Origin of the sequence: Faucicola mancuniensis (assembly GCF_046523945.1) — a bacterium.
Taxonomy (GTDB): domain Bacteria; phylum Pseudomonadota; class Gammaproteobacteria; order Pseudomonadales; family Moraxellaceae; genus Faucicola; species Faucicola mancuniensis.
Window position 1 is genome coordinate 1460600 of sequence record NZ_CP171363.1, and the last position, 23975, is coordinate 1484574.

The 23975-nt window shown below is 40.9% G+C and carries 18 protein-coding genes and 1 pseudogene; 11 read left to right on the forward strand and 8 right to left on the reverse strand.

The annotated features are described in order from the left end of the window. The first annotated feature begins 155 nt into the window (after positions 1 to 155). Positions 156 to 5855, forward strand: coding sequence for a DNA repair ATPase (locus ACGTJS_RS07180; RefSeq protein ID WP_410471587.1), 5700 nt, complete (start codon positions 156 to 158; stop codon positions 5853 to 5855). An 80-nt stretch (positions 5856 to 5935) separates the two neighbouring features. Here the strand turns inward: ACGTJS_RS07180 and ACGTJS_RS07185 are convergent, their stop codons facing one another. Next, positions 5936 to 7117 (reverse strand): CapA family protein, encoded by a 1182-nt coding sequence (locus ACGTJS_RS07185; protein ID WP_410471588.1) that lies wholly within the window; start codon positions 7115 to 7117, stop codon positions 5936 to 5938. A gap of 373 nt (positions 7118 to 7490) precedes the next feature. On the opposite strand from ACGTJS_RS07185, the gene pheT reads away from it, so the two are divergent. After that, a complete protein-coding gene (pheT, locus tag ACGTJS_RS07190; protein WP_410471589.1) occupies positions 7491 to 9896 on the forward strand; it encodes a phenylalanine--tRNA ligase subunit beta in 2406 nt (801 codons plus the stop codon). Positions 9897 to 10091: 195 nt separating this feature from the next. Then, positions 10092 to 10397, forward strand: coding sequence for an integration host factor subunit alpha (locus ACGTJS_RS07195; RefSeq protein ID WP_315041689.1), 306 nt, complete (start codon positions 10092 to 10094; stop codon positions 10395 to 10397). A gap of 76 nt (positions 10398 to 10473) precedes the next feature. Here the strand turns inward: ACGTJS_RS07195 and ACGTJS_RS07200 are convergent, their stop codons facing one another. The 6 genes from ACGTJS_RS07200 to ACGTJS_RS07225 all read right to left on the reverse strand — a co-directional run bounded on the left by ACGTJS_RS07200 (position 10474) and on the right by ACGTJS_RS07225 (position 16375). Continuing rightward, positions 10474 to 11472 carry a MetQ/NlpA family ABC transporter substrate-binding protein gene (locus tag ACGTJS_RS07200; protein WP_315041687.1) on the reverse strand — a complete coding sequence of 333 codons (999 nt, stop codon included), beginning with the start codon at positions 11470 to 11472 and terminating at the stop codon, positions 10474 to 10476. 208 nt (positions 11473 to 11680) lie between these two features. Then, positions 11681 to 12370, reverse strand: coding sequence for a methionine ABC transporter permease (locus ACGTJS_RS07205; protein WP_410471590.1), 690 nt, complete (start codon positions 12368 to 12370; stop codon positions 11681 to 11683). 42 nt (positions 12371 to 12412) lie between these two features. Continuing rightward, positions 12413 to 13150: a methionine ABC transporter ATP-binding protein gene (locus tag ACGTJS_RS07210; RefSeq protein WP_410471591.1), complete on the reverse strand. Its 738-nt coding sequence runs from the start codon at positions 13148 to 13150 to the stop codon at positions 12413 to 12415. Between the two features lie 124 nt (positions 13151 to 13274). Continuing rightward, positions 13275 to 14900 carry an ATP-binding protein gene (locus ACGTJS_RS07215; RefSeq protein ID WP_410471592.1) on the reverse strand — a complete coding sequence of 542 codons (1626 nt, stop codon included), beginning with the start codon at positions 14898 to 14900 and terminating at the stop codon, positions 13275 to 13277. Between the two features lie 24 nt (positions 14901 to 14924). Continuing rightward, positions 14925 to 15659: a response regulator transcription factor gene (locus ACGTJS_RS07220; protein ID WP_315041682.1), complete on the reverse strand. Its 735-nt coding sequence runs from the start codon at positions 15657 to 15659 to the stop codon at positions 14925 to 14927. Positions 15660 to 15793: 134 nt separating this feature from the next. Next, positions 15794 to 16375, reverse strand: a complete 582-nt coding sequence (locus tag ACGTJS_RS07225; RefSeq protein WP_315041681.1) for a Spy/CpxP family protein refolding chaperone — start codon at positions 16373 to 16375, stop codon at positions 15794 to 15796. A 331-nt stretch (positions 16376 to 16706) separates the two neighbouring features. Here ACGTJS_RS07225 and ACGTJS_RS07230 point away from each other — a divergent pair, with 331 nt between their 5' ends. The 8 genes and pseudogenes from ACGTJS_RS07230 (at position 16707) to yaaA (ending at position 23013) form a co-directional block, all read left to right on the forward strand. Beyond that, positions 16707 to 17114 (forward strand): hypothetical protein, encoded by a 408-nt coding sequence (locus tag ACGTJS_RS07230; RefSeq protein WP_410471593.1) that lies wholly within the window; start codon positions 16707 to 16709, stop codon positions 17112 to 17114. Positions 17115 to 17207: 93 nt separating this feature from the next. Then, positions 17208 to 18027: pseudogene (locus ACGTJS_RS07235) on the forward strand (IS5 family transposase). A 187-nt stretch (positions 18028 to 18214) separates the two neighbouring features. After that, positions 18215 to 18640, forward strand: coding sequence for a 30S ribosomal protein S6 (gene rpsF, locus ACGTJS_RS07240; RefSeq protein ID WP_315041677.1), 426 nt, complete (start codon positions 18215 to 18217; stop codon positions 18638 to 18640). A 15-nt stretch (positions 18641 to 18655) separates the two neighbouring features. Continuing rightward, positions 18656 to 18883 carry a 30S ribosomal protein S18 gene (gene rpsR / locus ACGTJS_RS07245; protein WP_315041675.1) on the forward strand — a complete coding sequence of 76 codons (228 nt, stop codon included), beginning with the start codon at positions 18656 to 18658 and terminating at the stop codon, positions 18881 to 18883. A gap of 15 nt (positions 18884 to 18898) precedes the next feature. Further along, positions 18899 to 19357 carry a 50S ribosomal protein L9 gene (gene rplI / locus ACGTJS_RS07250; protein WP_315041673.1) on the forward strand — a complete coding sequence of 153 codons (459 nt, stop codon included), beginning with the start codon at positions 18899 to 18901 and terminating at the stop codon, positions 19355 to 19357. 215 nt (positions 19358 to 19572) lie between these two features. After that, positions 19573 to 21069, forward strand: coding sequence for a replicative DNA helicase (gene dnaB / locus ACGTJS_RS07255; protein WP_410471594.1), 1497 nt, complete (start codon positions 19573 to 19575; stop codon positions 21067 to 21069). 23 nt (positions 21070 to 21092) lie between these two features. Further along, positions 21093 to 22178 carry an alanine racemase gene (gene alr, locus ACGTJS_RS07260; RefSeq protein ID WP_410471595.1) on the forward strand — a complete coding sequence of 362 codons (1086 nt, stop codon included), beginning with the start codon at positions 21093 to 21095 and terminating at the stop codon, positions 22176 to 22178. 37 nt (positions 22179 to 22215) lie between these two features. Continuing rightward, the gene (yaaA, locus tag ACGTJS_RS07265; protein WP_315041666.1) at positions 22216 to 23013 is read left to right on the forward strand and encodes a peroxide stress protein YaaA; all 798 of its coding nucleotides are present in this window, start codon (positions 22216 to 22218) and stop codon (positions 23011 to 23013) included. A gap of 65 nt (positions 23014 to 23078) precedes the next feature. On the opposite strand, the gene gloA is transcribed toward yaaA, so the two are convergent. After that, the gene (gene gloA, locus ACGTJS_RS07270; protein ID WP_410471596.1) at positions 23079 to 23576 is read right to left on the reverse strand and encodes a lactoylglutathione lyase; all 498 of its coding nucleotides are present in this window, start codon (positions 23574 to 23576) and stop codon (positions 23079 to 23081) included. Positions 23577 to 23975: the final 399 nt, after the last annotated feature.

Sequence of the window (23975 nt, forward strand, 5' to 3'; positions counted from 1 at the left end):
ATGGAAAATTAAACAGTAGATTTTTTGGAAAATAAAATGATTCAAGAAGAAAGATTTAGCATTTTTGATAGTTTACGAATGGATTTCGGTCATTCAGATAGACACGATGGTAAAGTGCATGATATTCCAAGTTTTATGCTTCGGAGATTTACATAATGACCGACCAAGACCAAACAACCCAACAATCCGAAGCGGTAGCCACAGGCAACGCCTACGACCTAATCAAAAAACGCCTAACCGAACAAGGCAACACCCTATCCGCTCAAATTCAAGGCTTAAATGACGCACGCCTAGCCGAATTTGGCAACACGCAAATGCAAGTCTTAGCACGCACTCGCATACGCACCGACAACAACTGTATCGCTCGTGATATGGTACAAGTCGGCAATTATCTGCTATTCGGCTACAACGTCCACATGGGGCTAAAACAAGAAACCCACATATCAGACGTACTTTCGCTCTATCAACTTGTCAAACCGCAAACAGACAATTTAACCGACAGCGAAAGTGAAAACGAATACACGCTTGAGCCAGTTCCGCTGACAGGCACATTTCTTGACCAAGCCAATTTTATCCAAGATTTTAACGAACTGTATCGTTATTACAAAAACACCAAATTATTACAACTACTGATTAAAGACGGCAAACTACTCATCGCCTTTCAAATAGGCGAACGCATCACCGACATTCGTGTGTTCCGTTTTGCCCTAACTTTTAATAAACAGTCTTTTAACACGCAATCCGCTCACGGCATTGACATCACCTACATGGACAATCGTGGCGAGCGGGACATCGCCCTACCGCCAGAGTACGATTTTGACTGGCTTGCGACCAGTCGTGAGCATATTGTCAATGGCAAATTTCCGCATATTAACATTTTGGATACGCTGTTTGTGGAAACCATGAACGGCGATTTGACTATCAAAATTGAAAATAACACGGACACAGGGCAAGGCATTTTTAGCGAACCTGTGCAGGATAAAAGTCAATCAATTAACGATGCACAGATTTTTTATGCCAAAGTCGGCAGTTTGATTTTGTTAAAAATTTTGCCGTATCGTGAAACGGATTTTCGCTTTTTGGTTTACAACACCTTGACCGAAAGCGTTATTCGCCTTGATGCGATTGGGCAATCGTGCGTGCAATTACCAGAAAATCATGGCATTGTTTTTCCAAATGGTTATTATTTACAAACAGGCGATTACAAACTTTTTGATGAGCAAAAATACCAATCCGCCAATCTCAAATTTTTGAAAAAAATCATCTCGCCCAATGGCGAAGACGTGCTGTTTTTGTTTTACGATGTATCAGCAGGCGTTACAGGGCTTTTTGCCTACAATCTCATCAAAAAACAACTGCAAAATCCGATTTTTTGTCATGGCATGGCACTCGCCAATGACGGCACGTTGGTGCTGTTTACGTCCGATGAAGAGCCGACACGCATTCACCCGATGCAGATTTGGCAAACGCCATTTGTTTCCGAAGAATTTGTGCAAAATCAAGTAGAAAGCACGAGTTTTTATGGGAAAATTGGCAATAAAGAATTGGTGCGTGGTATTTCCGATTTGTACAGTATTATTCGTTTGATTAACAATCAAAGCGTTTCGCAAAAGCTGTACGAAGAATTGTCAAAAAACGCAAGTAAACTGTTTGACACTTATTATTGGCTGAACGAGCCGATTTTAAAAGACATTGCCCACACGATTAAAGACGTGATAGCGACTAGCGAGCTTGTCATTGATGAGTTTGCCAAAGTGCAAAGTATCCAAAAACAAACGCAAAAAGCCGTTACCGATGCCGAAAGCAAACAAACCGAAATTTTTCGGCAAATTCGCATAACCACGTTTGAAACCGCAGACGATTTTGTCAAACAGTTAAACGCTTTACGCCAACAAAAAGGGCATTTGGCAAGCCTTGAAAATTTGCGGTATTTGGAGGTTGCCAAACTTGACAATTTAAAATCGCAAATTGACACGCAAGAACGAGAATTTGCCGAACAAACCGTGAATTTTTTGAGTGGCGAAAAAGCGTTGGCAAGCTACGAAAACGTTTTGACCGACATCAACGCCCAACTTGACAAAGCCACGACCAATGCCGAACTTTCGCCAATCTTGCAGACGATTGACGACACGGCTCACGGCTTAGATTTATTGACTGAATTATTGGGTTCGCTTGATGTTGCCGATGCCACAATTCGCACGCAGATTATTGATGAAATCGGTACAATTTATTCAAACTTAAATCAAAGTAAAGCCAATCTTAATCATAAACGCAAAAATCTTGGTTCAACTGAAGCCATCGCCCAGTTTGGGGCATCGTTTAAACTGTTTAGCCAATCTATTAACAATGCGTTATCCATTGCCACCACGCCTGAAAAAGCCGATGAGCAATTGGCAAGATTGCTTGTGCAATTAGAAGAGATTGAAAGTCAATTTAGTAATCCTAACAATTTTGTTGGCGATGAGTTTTTGGCGGACATTATTGCCAAACGAGAAGAGATTTACGAAACCTTTGAAACGCAAAAACAAAGCCTACTAGACGCACGCAACCGCAAAGCCCAAACCTTGACAGACGGGGCGTTGCGTATGCTTGAGAGTATCAAAAAACGCACGCAAAGCACAGGGGCGACAGGTTTTAACGATGAAGACACGCTGAACACTTATTTTGCATCGGATAATTTGGTGCAAAAGGTAAGAGCTATTGCCAAAGAGTTGCAAACGCTGGGTTTTAGCGTAAAATCGGACGACATAGACGCACGGCTAAAAGCCATTCAAGTGGAAAGTTTTAAAAATCTCAAAGACAAAAGCGACTTGTTTGAAGCAGGTGGCAATGTTATCAAATTGGGCAAACATCGCTTTTCGGTCAATACGCAACCGCTTGATTTAACGCTTTTGACAAGGGATACGGATAGCGGAAAACAGCTCAATTTGCATTTGACAGGAACGGACTTTTATCAAGAAATTCACGAACCACGCCTTGACGACTTAAAAGCATTTTGGGACATGAATTTGGCAAGCGAAACCGCAAGCATATATCGTGGCGAGTTTTTGGCGTACAGCATGATACAATCCGCCAAACAAGGGCAAGACGGCTTAACGACTGAAAAGCTGTATCACGCTTTTGACAATAGCCAACATTTGCCAAATCCTGAAAATGACAGTCAATTATTAGATTTGGTAAAAAGTTATATTACGCCACGTTATCAATTAGGCTATGAAAAAGGTATTCATGACCATGATGCGACCTTGATTTTATTACAAATTTTGCCCTTGTTAAAAACCGCAGACTTGCTGACGTTTGAGCCGAGTGTGCGAGCGTTGGCACAGATTTTTATGTATCAAATCAATTTGCAAAAAAAGCAAGAAATTGGCGAAAATTGGTTTACTATTAATCAATCCGCCATTTCTCATTGGCAAGACCGAGCGATTATCGCTTATCAATTGCAACAAGCGTTAAACAGCGACACCGCCAAAAATCTGTTAGTTGCCGATATTCAAACGGTTTTAACGCGGTTCGTTGCCGAAAAATTAAACGGCTTATTTGACTTATCGCACATTGCTTTGGCAAGTGATTATTTAGCACAGGCTTTAGGAAAAGCGGAAAATGAAACAGCGATTTTAACTTGGCAAACTTCGCAGCAAGCCGATAATCTTTATCAAAAATTGCAAACAATAGTTGGTTTAGAGCGGTTTAATTATTTACAATCGGTTTTGGCAAAATTAACGTTTGAACCAAAATCCGCCTTTGAATTGGCGACAACTTGGCTGAATGCCTTGCTTGAAAATTTACAACATCAAGATGAAGAAAACCAACAAAATTGGTCGCATTACATTGCAGAAACTTCGGCTATGCTTATCATTAGAAGTGATGATAAAACCGAGAATTTTAACCGACAAATCAGCCCTATTTCGTTAGAAATTAGCGTAAACGGTTTGCTTGGTGAACACAGCAAAATCCACAATCAAACGCTAAACTTTAGCCTTGATAGCTTTTTGAGCCAAATGTATCAGCACCAAAGCGTTACCATGCCAAACTTTGACAGCTACAAACAGTTGCGTTCGCAGATTTTGCACACCGCAAAAGACGAGTTACACCTATCCGAATTTGTCGCTCGTCCGCTGTCGTCTTTTGTGCGTAACCGCTTGATTGATAACGTTTATTTACCGTTAATTGGCGATAACCTTGCCAAACAAATGGGAACGGTTGGCGATAACAAACGCACCGATTTGATGGGTTTACTGATGATGATTTCTCCCCCCGGTTACGGCAAAACCACGCTGATGGAATATGTGGCGAACCGTTTGGGCTTGATTTTTATGAAAATCAACTGTCCGTCATTGGGGCATGATGTAACATCGCTTGACCCTGCCAAAGCACCGAACGCCACCGCCCAAAACGAACTTGAAAAGCTCAATTTGGCGTTGGAAATGGGCAACAACGTCATGTTGTATCTTGACGATATTCAGCATACCAATCCTGAATTTTTGCAAAAATTCATCTCGCTGTGCGATGGCACAAGGCGGATTGATGGCGTGTGGCAAGGGCAAACCAAAACTTACGATATGCGTGGCAAAAAGTTTTGCGTGGTGATGGCGGGCAATCCGTACACCGAAAGTGGCGAAGTGTTCAAAGTGCCTGATATGCTTGCCAACCGTGCCGATATTTATAATCTTGGCGATATTTTGGGCGGTACGGCGGACATTTTTGCGTTAAGCTATATTGAAAACGCCTTGACGAGCAATAGCGTGCTTGCACCGCTTGCCAACCGTGATATGGCGGACGTTTACGCCTTGATTGACAAAGCCAAAGGAATTGCTAACACACATGAATTATCCTACAATTATAGTTTAACAGAAATTAACGAAATCGTGGCGATTTTGCAAAAAATGTTCGCCATTCAAGACGTGATTTTGCAAGTCAATCAAGCCTACATTGCGTCCGCAGGGCAAGATGACAACTACCGCACCGAGCCTGCGTTCAAGCTACAAGGCAGTTACCGCAACATGAACAAAATGACCGAAAAACTGTCAAGTGTCATGAACCAAGCGGAACTCAATCAGCTGATAGACGACCATTATCTTGGCGAAGCCCAACTTTTGACCAAAGGCACAGAAAGTAACTTGTTAAAACTTGCCGAACTTCGCAACGTGATGACCGCCGAGCAAGCCGAGCGTTGGCAACAAATCAAAGCCGACTTTATGCGAAACAAGGCAATGGGTGGCGACAGCAACGACACAGGCAATCGCATTGTTGCACAGCTTGTAGATATGGTGAATGGTTTTGGAGCGATTAATAAAACCCTACATCAACAAGCCGAAAAATGGGCGGATACGCAACAAAACTATGCTCAAAACAATGCAATTAGTCAGCATAAAACCGAAGAATTGTTTGTTAAATTAAGTGAAAATTGGCAACAAAATATTGCCAATCAACAAGATAGTTTTATCAAATCGCAACAGCAATTTGGCAGTCAAATTCATGATAAATTAAATGAAAATTTGGATAAAAATCTTGCTAATTTTCAACAAATTTACCAAAATCAACAAGCATTGGCAAAATTACAACAGCAAAATCAGCAAGTTTTATTAACAGAGATTTTAACTCATCTAAGCAATGCAATTGAAAGTTTACAACAAAATTCAGCTAGTAATCCGCAAAATAAAGAACAAAATTTGGTTAATACAGCCAATACACAAGCGGAACAAAATCAACAACTTGTGAATGCGTTGAAACAGGTGTTAGAACCGTTTATTATGCGGTTTGATGAAAAATTACGCCTTGACATGAGTACTGATGAAAGCGGAAAATTGTTGGTGAGTAATTTGCGAAAATTAACGCAGATTTTTGGGGATTGATGAGAAAAATTAATTATATTTGTACGGTGGGTTAGCATGAACGTAACCCACCAAACTCCCTATATATTTTGAAAAAGGCGTTATTTTTTCACAATTTTTTGACTGTTAAAAACCAAATCTGTATCAGCAAAATCCAATGCCGTTAAGCGTTTTAATTCATTATAGGCTTGGTGTGTTGGGTCAAGCTCCAAGCCTTTATCCTTGCTTTGTTTGGTAGAAGTAACATCGGCTGTCAAAAACTCGCCTGTGTTTGTCAAAGTCAAGTTTAAAATCGGTGCGATGCCGTTTAAACCACGCACGTTGAACGCCCCATAAGTGTTAAAATTTCCCAAACTATAAGCGATAAAACGGTTTTTGTACAGCTCAACGCCACGAGTAACGTGCGGTCCATGCCCAATCACCACGTCCGCACCCACATCAATCACGCCATGCGAAAACGCATACACATCGCCACGTTTTTCATTCAGATAGATTTCAGTGGTTTTTGGCACACGCACATGCTCCGCCCCTTCAGCTCCGCCGTGAAATGACACAATGACGATATCCACTTTTTTATCCAACGCTTTCACCAGTTTTTTGGCATTGTCCAAGTCGTTAATATTTACCGTTCCCACATTGGGGGCAAAGGCGACAAAGCCGTAACGAATGCCATCTTTTTCAAAAATGGTGGTCGGTTTTGTCAAAAGCCCTGCATAATGAATACCAACATTATCCAACGCCGTCATCGTGCTTTTTCGTCCCACATCGCCAAAATCACCGACATGGTTGTTGGCAATGCTCATCACGTTAAAGCCTGCGTCTTTGATGGTTTTGGCATAACGCACAGGCATACGAAAAGCGTAGCAAGTGCGTGGTTTTTCGCTCGTTTTGGCAACATTGTCCGTTTTGTCCGTTTGGCTGACAGGCGGTGTTACCGTGGGTTTTGGCTCAGGTGGGCATTTGGTAGAAATGCCATCATCGGTAATCGTTCCTTCCAAATTGCCAAACACCACATCGCCTTTTAAATAAGGCAAAACGTGAGCGAAACTGTCCTTGCCGTCATTGGGTGGTAAAAATCCAACATTTGGAAAATTTGACCCCATCATCACATCACCGACCGCCACCACATTTACCAAAGGTTTTTTTGTCGTTTGGCTAGAATTGTCGTTATTGGGGCTGATGGTTGTCAAATTCATATCAGAATTGGCAGACGTTTGCGACAGCCCACTATCACAAGCAAGCAAACCCAACGCACCCAAACTTAAAATACTCAAAGCGCGCATGATATTTTCCTTATCTTTTTTTGGTAGCGTAAAAATTACAAGTTTTGGAAATTTTATTTTATTAAATGTAGGGTGGATTAGCGATAGCGTAACCTGAGAAGCACTGCTTCGCAAGACGAAGTGCAATTTAAGACATTTTCATGGTGGGTTACGCCCAAAAAGACGGGCTAACCCACCCTACAAAAACTTACTTTTTAAACACTACCTTTTTTTAAATCTTTTTTTCAAATTTCAAAACAGTATAAAGGCATTGACAAAAAAAATCCATCATTCACTTTGACAAAAAACAACAAAATATCACAAGTTATGGTAAAATGGCGTGTTAAATTTTTGATGAAAAATCAATCTTGTAAAACTTTTTTGAGAAATTATTATGAAATTAAGCGAAAAATGGCTCAGAGAATGGGTAAATCCAGCCCTAACCGCAGAACAAATCGGCGAACAATTGACAATGGTAGGCTTAGAATTGGACGATTTAACCAAAGTTGCCAAAGATTTTAGTGGCGTGGTAGTAGGCGAGGTTTTGACGTGTGAACAGCACCCCGATGCTGACAAATTAAAAGTAACGACCGTGAATGTCGGCACAAGTGAGAATTTGCAAATCGTCTGTGGTGCACCCAATGTCGCTGTCGGTGTCAAAGTGCCTGTGGCTTTGGTCGGTGCAAAACTGCCACCTGCTGACGGTGATGACAAGCCTTTTGCCATCAAAAAAGGCAAACTGCGTGGTGTAGAGTCTAACGGTATGCTGTGCGGTGGTAGCGAGATTGATTGTGATGATGGCGTGGACGGTTTGTTAATTTTGCCAAGCGATGCCCCAGTCGGCACAGATGTGCGAGATTATCTTGAGCTTGACAATCATGTACTAGATATTTCTATCACGCCAAACCGTGGCGATTGCTTTAGCGTGCGTGGCATTGCTCGTGAAGTGGCGGTGTTAAACGGTTTGCCTTTTGCCTTGCCATTTGACGCTATCAAAAGCCCAGTAGCCACCGACCAAACTCAAGCGGTAAGTGTTAGTACAAGCGACTGCCCACGTTATTACGTCCAAGTCGTCAGCGATTTAGACGGTACAACGCCATCACCTGATTGGCTCAAAAAATCATTGACAGCGCTGGGGGTCAAGCCACGCAATTTGTTGGTTGATGTGACCAATTTTGTGTTGTTTGAACTTGGACAGCCGTTGCACGCTTTTGACAAAGACAAAATTGTCGGCACAATCCAAATCCGCCACGCCAAACAAGGCGAAACTTTGCAACTGTTAAACGAACAAAACATCAGCTTGCAAGGCGATGAATTGGTGATTGCCGATGATGCAGGCGTGATTGCGTTGGCAGGGATTATGGGCGGACTTCGCACGGCGGTGACCGATGACACCAAAAACGTGGTGATTGAAAGTGCCTTTTTTAAACAATTGGCAATTGCGGGCAAAGCACGCCGTTTTGGGCTACACACAGACGCAAGCCAGCGTTTTGAGCGTGGCGTGGATTTTGAATTGCCAAAACTTGCCCTAGACCGTGCGGTCAGCCTATTGGCACAGTTTGGCAATGGCAAAGTCGGTCAAATCACGTTGGTTGAAAACGTGGACGAATTACCAAAACGTAACAGCGTAACCTTGCCATTATCGCAAGTTACCGCTTTGTTAGGTATTGAAATTGATAAGCAAAAAATCATTGATATTTTAAAAAGTCTAAATATTAGCGTTGCGGATAATGGTGATAATCTTATCTGTACGCCACCGAGCCACCGTTTTGATATCAATATTCCTGAAGATTTAGTAGAAGAAATTGCCCGTATTTATGGCTATAATAACATTGAAAACCGTCTGCCAGCCTTTCATAGCAACCTATTTGACAACAAAGCCCAAAACACCTTGCACGATGTCAAAATGGCATTGGTGAATCAAGGCTATTATGAAGCGGTGAGTTTTAGTTTTAGCGATGATAAAATTGAACAATTGTTTAATAGTGAAAATCTGGCAACGCCATTGGCATTGGCAAATCCGATTTCATCAGACCTAGCAGTCATGCGTAGAACTTTGTTATCAAGCCTATTGCCATGCGTGGTTTATAACATTAACCGTCAGCAAAACCGTGTCAGACTGTTTGAAACAGGTTTACGCTTTGACGGTAGCGAGATTGCCAATTTAAAACAAGTGGAAAGCCTTGCCATCGTTGCGGTTGGCGAACAAAATCCAGAGCAACCGTTTAACAAAAATGCCACCGATTTTTATGACCTAAAATCTGCGGTTGAAAGCGTTCTGCCACGTGCGTTATTGGCAAGCCAAGCGGTGCAATACGAGCGTAGCCAACAGCCATTTTTGCACCCAGGGCAAAGTGCTGATGTGATGGTAAATGGGACAACGTTGGGCTGGCTTGGACAGTTGCACCCACAAGTTGCCAAAGCGTTGGATTTGCCGACAACGTGGGTCGCCCAGCTTGATTTGCAACCATTAATTGATTTGCACCAAGACCAAACGAATGTTGTTTCACCAAGCAAATTCCCACAAGTTCGCCGAGATATCGCCGTGCTTGCCGACAAAAATATTGACGTGCAAACCTTGAGCAACGCCATCATTAAGCTTTCTGGCGATTTGTTAAAAGATATTTGGTTATTTGATGTGTACCAAGGCGAAAAACTGCCAGCCGACAAGCGTTCTTTGGCGTTTGCATTGGTTTGGCAAGACAATCAAGCCACCCTTGCGGACGATGTGATTAATCAAAAAATGCAAGCCATCATTGATATGCTTGCCAATGATTATCAAGCAACGCTGAGAGATTGATAACGTTAAACAGTTGATATTGTTAATTTATTTGATGAATGGTATTGAGTTTTTAAAAAGATATCTTTTTTTAAAACAAAATACAATTCATCAAAAATAATCAATTTTTCATCAAAATTTACTTGTAACTTTGTTAAAATATGCTAAAGTAAACACTTGTGCATATAGTTGTTTTATTTAAAGGATAATCACGCAATGAATAACACCACTTTAACCAAATCAGAAATGATTCAATATCTGATGGATAACCAGTCTATGACACGCCAAGAAGGACGGTTGTTTGTTGAAAGTTTTTTTGCGGTATTGTCAGACCATTTGGCAAAAGGTCATCAAGTCAAGTTGTCAGGTTTTGGCAATTTTGATATCAAACAAAAAAAGCAACGCCCAGGGCGTAATCCAAAGACAGGCGAAGCCATCGCTGTCACTGCTCGCCGTGTCGTTACCTTTAAAGCAGGTCAAAAAATGCGTCGCCGTGTGGAAGAAAATTTGTTTAGCAACTAATCCACTGCTGATAAAAATCTATCAGCCATAAAAAAAAGGAAGTGTGAAACTTCCTTTTTTTGTGGGTAAAATCCAATTATTTTGCCACGCTTGCAGGGGTTGAAGCAACTGACGCAGGGGCAGAAGCAGTCGCTGTCGCTTGATTTTCATTCCAAATCGCAGGATATTTGTAACCAGGGAAAGTTTCATGTGCGTATTTTTTGAACTCGGCTGAGTTGTACGCATTGGTTACGTCTTTCACCCATTTGCTATCTTTATCTTTGGTACGCACGGCAGACCAGTTTACATAGGCAAAACTTGGCTCTTGGAATAATGCTTCGGTCAGTTTAATGCCTGAGCTTGTCGCATAGTTGCCATTGACGACTGCAAAGTCCACATCAGAGCGAGAACGTGGCAGTTGGGCGGCTTCTAATTCTACGATTTTGATATTTTTGGTATTCTCGGCGATATCCGCTTTTGATGCGGTCAATGGGTTGATACCGTCTTTTAGCTTAATCCAGCCCAATTCGTTTAACATCACCAACGCACGAGCAAAGTTACTTGGGTCGTTTGGTGCTGATAGGCTTGAGCCTTCTTTGACTTGGTCAAGTGCGGTTAATTTGCCTGAATAAATGCCAAGTGGGGCAGTAGGTACTTGGAAAACTTCAATCAAATCAAGGTTATGGGTTTTTTTGAAGTCATCAAGATAAGGTTTGTGTTGGAAAATATTGATGTCAATATCGCCACTGGCTAAGGCTTGGTTTGGACGCACATAGTCCGAAAACTCAACCAATTTGACTTTATAGCCTTGTTTTTCAAGTTGTGGTTTGACGCTGTTTTTTACCATATCGCCAAAATCACCCACAGACGTACCAAACACGATTTCAGGTTTGTTTGGGTCAATGCCTGTTGCGTCTGCACTGGTCGCTGACGCTGTTTCAACCGTTGTCAAAGCGGTGCTGACTGAGGTTGAGGCTTGGGCTTGTGGTTCGGCTGGTTTTTGTTCAGGTTGGCTACAGCCGACCAAAACCAAACTTGACAAACCGATGGTTGCAAAAATCTGGGTTAAACTGGTGTGAATTTGGGTGTTTTTCATAAATTTTTTTCCAAAATGAAGCGAGTTTAAGAATTTGCCAATTTGTTTAAACGTCAATTTGTTTAAACGTAGCGATTGGCAGATAAAAAAAGTGTCAATACATTAACATAATTGTCATGTTTTTGTTATTAATTTTTGCTATGCTGATATGAAATTTTTTCATATAATCAATAACTTTTTTTAATATTTTTATTTTTTTTAGAAAAACTCAACGTTTATCCAGTTTTTCTGCCAAAAAGTTACCAATGCCTTGGATAATAATCACGATAAGTACCAACAAAACCACCATAAAAATCATTACATCATTTTGGTAACGGTTATAGCCATAGCGGATTGCCAAATCGCCCAAACCGCCACCGCCAATCATACCTGCGGCGGCACTGTACGACAGCAAACTGATGGTTAGCGTGGTGATACTTAAAATCAAACTGGCACGAGATTCTACTAACAAAATTTTGCTAATAATTGTCCAATTGCTTGCCCCCATAGATTGCCCCGCTTCAATGATACCACGAGGCACATCACGCAAATTTTGCTCAACAAGGCGTGCAAAATAAAACAGCCCTGCAAGGCTCAAAGCGACCGAAGCGGCGACAGGCCCGATGGTCGTGCCAGCCAACAAACGTGTCGCAGGGATAATTACAATCATCAAAATCACAAAGGGAAATGCCCGCATGAGATTGGTAACATTGCCCAAAATGCTGTAAAAAAGTTTGTTTTCGGCAAGTTGGTTTTTGCTCGTCATAAATAATGCCACGCCAAGTAACGTGCCAAACACCACCGATACAACCGTTGAAATGCCAACCATAATCAGCGTGTCCAAAAACGCTTGCCAAATTTCTTCTCGCATTGCCCAAAGATTGTTGGTTGCAGATTGCCAAGTTAATTCATTTGCCATATTTTTATCCAATTTTTATGCTTTTTTTTGTAGATTTTTTGGTTATTCTTCTTCAATCAATCGCTGTCCGATTTCGGTTTGTGCGTGAATTTCGCCATTTTTAACATCAGAAATTTCAAGCAATCGCCCACCATCAAGCAACGCCACACGGTTACACAAACGGCGAATAACGGACATTTCGTGCGTTACGATGACGATAGTTACGTTGAATTTTTCGTTGATGTCTTTTAGGCAGTTTAATACGCTTTTTGTCGTTGCAGGGTCAAGGGCGGAAGTCGGTTCGTCCGCTAGCATGACGTGTGGGCTAGGGGCTAAGGCTCGTGCAATGCCTGCTCGCTGTTTTTGTCCGCCTGATAGCTGAGCAGGGTAGTGGTTGGCACGATTTGCCAAGTCCACAATCTCAAGGCATTCCATCACTCTTGGCATGATTTTGGCTTTTTCCCAACCTGCGATTTCTAACGCAAAAGCTACATTTTCGGCAACGGTACGGTTTGCCATAAGATTAAATTGTTGAAAAATCATGCCGATATTTTGGCGAGCGTGGCGTAAATCGTGGTTTGACAAAGCGGTCAATTCTTTACCGTCAATGGTAACTTTGCCAGAATCTGGGCGTTCTAGCAGATTGATTAGGCGAAGTAGGGTGGATTTGCCCGCACCTGAATAGCCCATTAAGCCAAAAATCTCGCCTTGTTTGATGTTTAGCGAAGTCGGCTCAACGGCGGTAAACCAGTTGCCGTCTTGGGTTTGGAATGTTTTGGTAACGTTGTCAAGAATAATCATGGTCGTTTTAAAAAGTTTAAAAGAACATAATTTTATCATACCTAAAGAAAAAGGTTATAAAAACTTTGGAAAATATTTATGCAAAGTTATCAATTTTTTTAAAAATGGTTAAAATTTAACCATGTTAAAGATTTGGGCTGACAGGCAAAGTCACCAAAAACCGTGTTTTGCCGTCAAGTGTATCGGTGATAATCGTGCCATGATGGGCGGTTACGATTTGTGCAACCAGCGACAAGCCAAGCCCTGAGCCTTTTTTCTCTTGTTGCAACCGCACAAAAGGCGAAAAAATCTCGGTGCGTTTGTCTTCTGGTATGCCTGTGCCTTGGTCTATCACGGCTAGGCGTATGCGGTGATAAGTGGGCGTGTCGGTCGTGGTTTTGTCCGTTTTTTTGCGAGCAAAAATCGTTGATTTGGTTTTTTGGGTTAGACTGCGTTTGTCGGCTGTGTCTTTTACCAAATTTTCGTTTGTTAAATCTTCATTTGCCAAATGGTTATCGGTCAAATTTTCGCCATGTTGATATATTTCATCATCAACATTTTCAACATCATCATGATGATGATTTTCCAACAAATTATCCGTTTCAGGCAAATGAATTTCGTTCCCCAACTCATCAATGGCGTATAACTGCACGGTCACAGGTGGTATGCCGTGTAAATGGGCATTGTCCAAAAGATTTCTGATAAGATGGGTCAAAAGTTTTTCTTGCCCTTGTATATGTACATGAGAACCAATAAAAGTCGCCTGTGGGTAGTGTTGCACTTCGCTATTGACAAGCTCATACAGGTCAATATCCGCCATTTTTTCAATGGCGTGTCCTGCGTCCATACGGCTCACGAGTAAAATACTTTCAACCAAATCATTTAACCCTGTCAAATCACGATTGACCGCTGCCGCTCGGCTGTGAAATTTTTCTTGGGCTTTTTCGTCCAATTGATTGGCAAGCATACCCATCATTTCAATCTGTAGGCGAATGCGAGTAATCGGCGTGCGGATTTCGTGGGACGCATGAGCCAACAAAAGTTTGTTTGCGTTCATCAAGGTTTCAATGCGTTCGGCAGTTTGGTTAAAACCATTTGCCAAAGTTGCGATTTCATCATTGCCAACAGGTGTAACTCGCACGCTAAAATCGCCCGCCCCCAATAGGCTGATTTGTTGGCTTAGCTGATTAATCCGCCATGTCATCGTGCGAGTGATAAACCACAGCATTGCCGACATGATAATGAGCAATAACAATGTACCGCTAATCAAGTTAAACGCAGGGGAAACCGCAGGTTTGCTACTGATTTTGGAATGGTATAGCACCACATAGCCGTGGCTTGCGATTTGGATTTCGGTGGGGCGTTTGGGGTCGTCATGCGGAAAAATTTGCTGATACAAAGTCGGCTTTGGCGGTAGCATATCAGGCAATTTGCGTGGGGTCATAATCGCTTCGCCTGTCGCACCGTCATACAAGCCAAACTGAGCGTCTAGCGACTCGCTATACACATTAAAACTTCGGCGAATGAGTGCTAACAGATAGCGAGCCTCTAGGCTTTGACCATTGTTTTGTGCGTCACGCAACTGTTCTAACACAGGGGATAATTGCTGGGTGACTTGACTGGCAATCACTTGATGGCGAGTGTTGGTTGATGTGTCGTGTACCAAATGGGTCAAAACTACCATCGCCAACGCAAAAATAATCAATGCTAACATGACGCTGGCAAAGAGTTTTATAAAGACGCTATCAAATTTTAACAAGCGATTTTTCATAAACAACGTAAAAAATCTAAAAAATTACACTTGGTCAGTGGCAAATTGATAACCGACACCACGCACGGTAATAATGCGTTTTGGTTGGCGTGGATTGTCTTCAATCAATGCACGCAAACGAGAAATATGCACGTCAATGGCACGGTCAATATTATCACTGCTATCATCATTTGGCATGGCATGCCAAAGCTGTTCACGGCTTAACACCTTGCCAGAATGGGTGGCAAAATAGTGGAGCAATTGGAATTGATGGGTCGTCAAACGCACAGGCTCATCATCAATGGTAACTTCGTGGCTGTCTGGATACACTTTTAGGCGACCAAAGGTCAAATTGTCTTCTTTTTGTTGGTGAGCAGGCAGGTCATGACGGCGTAAAACCGCACGGATACGAGCGAGCAACTCTCGTGGTTCAAATGGTTTGGCGATATAATCATCAGCACCCATCTCAAGCCCTAACACTCGGTCGGTGGTATCGCCTTTTGCCGTAAGCATGACAATCGGCGTGTGCGATAGACGGCTGTCTTTGTGCTGACGCACTTTTTGGCAAACTTGCATACCGTCCATATCAGGCAACATCAAATCCAAGATCATCAAATCCACAGGCTTGGCAGGCGTGTTCAAAATTTCTAAGCCTTGCGTTGCCGTTGGTGCGTGCGAAATGTCATAATAATTCATGCTTAAATATTCGCTAATTAGCTCGGCTAAACTTGGGTCATCTTCTATAATCAGAATATGTTTTGGGCTTTGATTGTCTTCCATTTGATTTACCTATAAAAATTGTTTTACAAAAAATTGTTGTTAGAATTGACATTATACAACTTGTTTAAAAAATATACAAAACCAATGGCAGATTCTTTACAAACCTGCCATCAAAAATCACAAAAACGTTGTGATTACATTGCAGGTTTTTGCATTTTTGGTTTTGGCACATCAGCAGGTGGTACATGGCGTTGTGATTCACGTTTTTCCATGCTCTTACCACGTTCACCTTTCATGCCTTTGCCATGAGCTTCGTACATTTGTAACTGTTGTTCCGGGGTCAAAATGCTCATAAACTGCTTTTCAGCCGTTTCGTGCAAGGCTTTTAAACTGTCCATCGTGGCTTGTTTTTGTTGATGTAATGCCAACAAAGTCGCTGTGCTTGCACCTGCTTGTTTTTGTTTGGTGATGTTTGCATCTTGTTGTTTTAGGCTGTCGTGTAGCTGTTTCATTTTGTCGTCATTTTGCTTTCTTAACGTTTCAAGTTGCTGTTTTTGAGCGTCTGTTAAATTTAGTTTGTCAAAATGATGACCGTCTTTGTCACCTTTTTTATCAAATTTTTTGTCAAAATCTTTTTTGAAATGGTGTTTTTGTTCATGTTTTGGCATGGCTTGACTGTCTTTGCCTTGGGTTTGGGCGTTGGTACTGGCACAACCTGTTACTACAAGACCCAAAGACAATAATACACCTGTGAAAAAATGTGTTTTATTTAGCATAGCTAACTCCAAATCGTTGATTAAAAAGTATGTTTAAAAAGTGACATCAAAAATATGTTAAAAATATTCAACATAAAAATATCAAAATCAAGTCATCTTTAAAGATGACTTATTGTAACAAGAAAGTCATGCTTAAATTTTTTTAAGCTGTAGAATTTTGTAAATAATTATTTCACATTCAACAAAATTAAAGCATTTTTATAACGGTTGTGTAAATTTATTCGCATGATTGCCCTAATTTTTTAACAAAACCACACAATGAACAAATCATAGCTTTTGGCAAATGAATTGTTTATAATGGTCTTTTTTAGCCACTTTTTTTGGAAAAAATATGAAAACATTGAGCAAATTCGCCACCACTGTCGCCATTTTATCTGCTTTGACAGGCTGTGCCTCAACAGGTGGCATTGACGCAACCACTGCGACCAACACCGCCGTGAATACCATCGGTACAGCGACCAATATCGGTACGGCTGTATTTCAAACCGCAGTGAACCAAAAATGCCAAAGCGAAATCAAATCAAACCAATACTATAAACTCGCAAGCCTTGCCATGACTAGCGAACAACAAACCAAAATCACCGAAAGCGTCTGTGGCTGTGTCAGCGAAAAAGCGCCACAGTCTGTTAGCTTGACGGACATGGCAACTGCCGCCATTGACAGCACCGCATGCACACAGATTGTTACCAAAGCGGTGAGTAATACCTTGCAAGCCTGCGTGAGCGAATTTGTAAAATAATTTTTGTTTTAGCAAAATTTGTTTATTAGACCTCTTTCCAAACCTTAATAGTGATTTGGTATAATACTGATTTTTAGAAAAAACAGCAAAAGCATGATACCCGAACAAGCAGAAAAACTCAGTGACGCACAATTTAAACGCTACTTTGGCATCCAAAGAAGTACCTATACTCATATGCTCACCATACTACAAGAAGCATACAACGAACAACACAAAAAAGGTGGCAGGAAAAATGAAATCAGCCTAGAAAACAAGCTCATGCTGACTTTGAGTTACTACCGAGAATATCGCACCCAATTTCACCTAGGGCAAGACTTTGGTATCAGTGAAAGTGCTGTCTGTAAAACCATCAAATGGGTAGAAAGCATACTGATAGCCCACAAAGACTTTGCCCTACCTAGCAAAAAGGCTTTATGGCAAGACCCAAACCTTGAAACCGTACTGATAGACGCAACCGAAGTACCTTGTGAGCGACCCAAAAAAAGCAACGCAGGCAATACTCAGGTAAAAGAAACACCACACCTTAAAAGCACAAATCGTTGTCGATAAAAACAGCAAAAAAATACTTTGTACCCATTTTAGCAAAGGTAAAACCCATGACTTTAAACTTTACCAATACTCAAAAATGCGTATAAAGCCTAGTATCTTAATCCAAGTAGATTCGGGCTATCAAGGCATACACAAACACCATGCCAATAGCAAATTCCCAAAAAAGAAAACCAAGCTTAATCCACTATCTAAAGTTGACAAACAAGCCAATCGAGAATTAGCTTCTGAACGGGTAACCAATGAACATGTTATCGGCAAAATCAAACGTTTTAAAATCCTAGCCTGTCGTTATCGTAATCGCAGAAAACGCTTTGGCTTAAGGGTTAATTTGATTTGTGCCATTTATAATTTCGAGTTGGGTTAGTTTGGAAAGAGGTCTATTAAAAAAGTCACAAAAAGCATTGCCAAAAAATACAAATCAGCGTATAATGTGCAATCTTATTGTATTTAAAAGTGCTTTTTGTTTTTTATTAAAAGTGCTAATTTTTTTAAATTCAATCTCCTTGCTGTTGACATGGGGTCAATGGCTGTTTAATCCGTAAGGAGTCTTTATGAGACATTATGAACTGGTATTATTGGTTCACCCAGACCAAAGCGACCAAGCCGCTGACATGGTTGAGCGTTACATCAAACTTATCAATGAACAAAATGGTGTGGTACATCGTTTTGAAGATTGGGGTCGTCGTCAATTGGCATACCCAATTAACAAAGTACACAAAGCACACTATGTATTGTTAAACATTGAAGTGGCTCAACAAACGCTTGACGAACTAGAAGAGCTATTCCGCTATAACGATGCGATTATTCGTAGTCTTGTTATCCGCCGTGATGAAGCGATTACCGAAGAATCACCATTGGCAAAAAGTGCTGAAGAAAAGCGTGCTCGTAAAGCATCACGCCGTGCAGAAGCCAGCCAAGATGATTATCAATCAGCTGACGAAGAGTCAGATGAAGATGCTGACAACAACGACGAATAATTAAGGAGACTACTCATGGCACGTTTTTACCGCCGTCGTAAATTTTGCCGTTTTACCGCTGAAGGTATCACTCACATTGATTATAAAGATGTAGATTTGCTAAAACAATACATCAGTGAAAGTGGCAAAATCGTACCAAGCCGTATTACTGGTACATCAACAAAATATCAACGTCAATTGGCAGTTGCGATTAAACAAGCTCGCTATCTTGCGTTGATTCACTACACTGACAGCCAAAAATAATCTAAGGGGTGAGATATGCAAGTTATTTTATTACAACGTATCGCTAACTTAGGTAAACTAGGTGATACAGTAAACGTAAAAGCAGGTTACGGTCGTAACTACCTTGTTCCACAAGGCAAAGCACTACCAGCAACCGAAGCAAACATTCAAAAATTTGAAGCACGCCGTGCAGAACTAGAAAAGCAAGAAGCACAAGAATTGGCAGAAGCCAATGCACGTGCTGAAGCATTGCAAGATGTGAACGTTATCATTCGTGCAAAATCTGGTGATGAAGGCAAACTATTCGGCTCTATCGGTACTCGTGATATTGCTGACGCTTTGACAAAATCTGGCTTGCCAGTTGACCGTTCAGAAGTTAAATTACCTGAAGGTGCATTGCGTAATGTTGGCGAATACAATGTGGATATCCAATTACACCACGATATCATGACCAACATTTTGGTAACGATTTTGGCAGAAGAAAGCAACGCTTAATTGATTTAAGTTTGTTAAACTTTAAAAAAGCCAAACTACAAAAAAGAGATAATTTCGGTTATCTCTTTTTTTATTTTGCAAAAATCAAGGGATTTTATCATTGATTTTTTGATGAATAAAACAGAGATTTTTTAAAAATTTTCATTGGTTTTTTGCCTAAAAATTGGGTATAGTTATCTTCCAAAATTGCAGAAGAAATGTATTTGAGAAAACCCATGTCCGAGAATAATCCCACCAATAATAGTGCAAATGATAGCGATAACACAGTAACTACTACCGAAAATCCATCAAAAGATACCAATCAACAAAAGAATAATAATGTTCACATCAATGATTTAACCCAACACAAACCGCATAGCATTGACCTTGAAAAGTCGGTGTTGGCATCGCTCATGACTTTAGAAGAAAGTTTTGACCGTATTTCGGATATTATCAGTTCACAAGATTTTTATGCCAAGCGTCATCAGTTAATTTTTGATGCGATTCGGCATTTGTCCAATGCCAATGAGCCTTATGATGTGGTGATGGTGGTGGATTGGCTTGAATCGCAAAAATTTTTGGACAAAGTGGGCGGCATGGCGTATGTGAGCGAGATTTTGTCGCAAAGTCCTGCGACTTTGTTTAATTTGACAGCCTATGCGCAGCGTGTGCGTGAGTTTTCTACCTTGCGTCAGATTATCAAGGCGGGCAATGATATGCTGGAAACTGCATACGACCCAAAGGGACGCTCGGTGAGAGAGCTCTTAGATAGGGCTGAAAGTGAGATTTTTGCGATTAATGAGCAGCACAATCGTGGCTCAACTCATAAAGGACCTACACGGTTAGATGGTGTGCTTGCCAATGTGGTGGAGACTGTGCAAGAATTAAAAAGCCGTCCTGATGGGTTAATTGGACTACAAACACCTTTTGAAGAGCTAAATAATAAAACACAAGGTTTGCAAGAAGGCGATTTAATTATCGTGGCAGGACGTCCTTCTATGGGTAAGACCACGTTTGCGATGAATTTGGTGGAAGGGATTTTAGACCATACCGATTTGCCTGTGGTGGTGTTTTCTATGGAAATGCCGTCAGAATCCATCACCATGCGTTTGTTATCGTCTTGTGGGGGTATTCATCAAGGGCATTTGCGATCTGGGCAAATGGACGAACAAGAATGGCAAAATTTAATTAGTACAGTGCTGCGTTTAGAAGAAAAAAAATTGTACATTGATGACAGTACCGCCTTGCCGCCGTCTGAGGTGCGCTCTCGCTGTCGTAGAATTGCCAAAGACCACGATGGCAAACTTGGCATGGTGATGGTGGATTATTTGCAATTGATGAAAGTGCCGGGGCTTGATGGCAATCGCGTTGCCGAAATTTCTGAGATTTCTCGCAGTTTAAAGGCATTGGCTCGTGAAATGAAATGCCCCGTGGTCGCCTTATCCCAATTAAACCGAAGTCTTGAAAATCGTCCAAATAAACGACCCATCATGTCCGATTTGCGTGAATCGGGTGCGATTGAACAAGATGCCGATTTAATCATGTTTATTTACCGTGATGAGGTGTATAATGAAAAATCCGACCAAAAGGGCATTGCTGAGGTCATCATTGGCAAGCAGCGTAATGGACCGATTGGCACGATACGTCTAGGCTTTCAGGGGCATTTTACCCGTTTTGTCAATCTGACCCCAGAGATGTACCAAGGCAATGCCTTTAGCGAGGCGAACGAATAACCCCAACCATATTAGATGACATTATGCGAAATACTCACGTTTATATTGACTTATCTGCTCTTAAGCATAACTTACAAATCGCCAAACATCACGCCCCCAACGCCAAAGTTTTAGCAATGGTAAAAGCCAATGCATACGGTCATGGGGCGGTGGAGTGTTTGCCTGCACTCACGTCTGCCGATGCGTTGGCGGTCGCTTGCTTAAAAGAAGCCATTCCTTTGCAACAAGCTGGCTGGCAAAAACCGATTGTGTTAATTGAAGGGGCTTTTAGCCTTGAAGAGTGGCAATACGCCTGTTCACATGATTTGCAATGTGTTGTTCATCATAAAGAACAGCTTAACTGGGTGTTAAATTATAATCATCAATATAAGAAACCAACCATTTGGCTAAAACTAAACACAGGCATGAACCGTTTGGGCTTTAAAGCCGATGAGATTGTTGATATTGCCAAACAATTAACCGATAAAGGTTACGAGCTGATTTTAATCAGTCATTTTGCCAATGCCGATGTCAAAAATCACCCAAGCAACCTAAATCAAATTGCCATTTTTGACAAGGTTTTGACAACTTTACGCCAACAAGTTAGCTCGAATATTCAAGGCTCATTGTGCAATTCGGCAGGGATTGTCAATTTTACCAATCAGCATTATGACTGGGTGCGAGCAGGCATTATGCTGTACGGTGCGACCCCCATTGCCGAGCAAACGGCAGACGCATTAAACCTAAAAAACGTCATGCAATTTACCGCAAGTATCATCGCCATTCACGATTTGGCGGTGGGCGACTGTGTCGGCTATGGTAGCCGTTGGCAAGCAAGCAAAGCTTGTCAAATCGGCATTGTTAGCGTTGGTTATGCGGACGGCTATCCACGTGTGGTAAGCGATGACGCTTATGTAATTGCCAATAGCAGACATTTGCCTATTATTGGACGTGTGGCGATGGATATGTTGATGGTGGATATCACAGGTATGGATATTGGCGTTGGCACAACGGTTGAACTGTGGGGCAATCAACTACCGATTGACAAAGTTGCCGAATGGAATGGCACGATTAGTTATGAATTGTTATGCCTTGTTACCAAGCGTCCTGACTGGCATTATCTTGATTAATTGTTAAAACATTTTTAAAAAACTTAACAGGTGTTTTATGTATTTTTTATTATCCCCTGCCAAAAATTTAAATGAAAAATCTGATTTTCCAACCGATTTGGCAAAGCATTTTAGTCAGCCAACCTTAATCAATCAATCTTGCGAACTGATGGCTACTTTAAAACCATTAGAACCGACCGATTTGATGGCACTGATGAAAATTTCGCATGATTTGGCAGAACTTAACGTTCAACGTAATCAAGCGTGGGCGTGGCATGATGATAAACCTTTTGACACAAAACATTCGGCAAAACCTGCCGTTTATTTGTTTGACGGTGATGTTTATATAGGGCTGGACGCTTATCATTTAAATACCAGTCAAATCAATTACTTAAATGAACATCTTGGCATTTTGTCAGGCTTGTACGGTTTATTAAAACCATTAGATTTAATGCTTGCCTATCGTTTGGAAATGGGAACAAAATTAAAAAATCCCAAAGGTAATAATTTGTACCAATTTTGGGGCGACAGCATTACCGATTTAATCAATCAGCGTATGCAAAATGCCAATCATCATACCTTGATTAACCTTGCGTCCAACGAATATTTTAAAGCGGTCAATCCCAAAAAAATCAACGCCGATATCATCACCCCACGTTTTGAAGATGGTAAAAATGGTGTGTATAAAGTGGTGAGTTTTTATGCCAAAAAAGCCCGTGGCTTGATGGTGCGATATGCTTGCCAAAACAATATCACCAATGTGCAAGATTTAAAAAACTTTGATTTAGAAGGCTATTATTTTGTGGCGGATTTATCAGATGAACTAAACTGGGTATTTAGACGAGATAATGATTAACAAATAAAAAATGATGGGCGAATATTTTCCCCATCATTTAATTAATTTTAACAAGTTTTTTAAAATTAATTCATGGTATTGGCTTGTACGATTTCAATCCAATAGCCGTCTGGGTCTTTGATAAAGGCAATATTTTTCATTGAGCCATCTTCTGGGCGTTTTTGAAATACTACGTTATTTTGGTCAAACCATGCCACTGCCTTTGCCAAATCTGGCACAGCAAAACAAATATGTCCAAAACCACGTGGCTCGCTGTTGCCATTGTGATAAGCAAAGTCTGCTTGGTTTTCTGTGCCATAATTGTGGGTCAATTCTAGCACGCCACGCTGACTAAAAGTGTATTCGGCACGTTTTTGTTCATCGCTTGGCAGATTTTTTAGTTCATCATCGCTTAATTTTGCCAAAAAATACAAATCAAACTCGGCATCAGGGTAGCTCTTTTTGTGTAAAAAAGTCATGCCTAACACGTCTTGATAAAACGCCAAAGATTGTTTTGGGTCTTTGACACGAAGCATGGTGTGGTTAAAAGTATAACCATTGGTTTGTGGTGCTGTCATAATCATTCCTAAAGTAAATAGTTAGTATAAAATTTGAAGGCATTTTACCACAAATTGATGATTTTACAGTGTTTCTCCAGTTTGTATTGTGTAATAAATTGTTAAAAATTCAAATTTGAGTAAAGATAAGAAGATTTATTTTTTAAGCCTGTTTTTCAAAATAGTTTTTAAAAATGACTTGACAAAACCAAATCTTTTCCCTTAAAATTCCACCATTGACAAAAATTTATCTACTTTTGTCAATGGTGATTCCACATTTATATAATTTTAAAAGAGTGAAAATTATATAATTCCTGAACTACGACCCTGCGTGCAACCACAATTTTTCTCACAAAAATTGTCGTTTTTTTCTGTGTAAAATTTTTGTGATGATTTAAATTTTCCCAAATTTTGGGCGAATGTAAT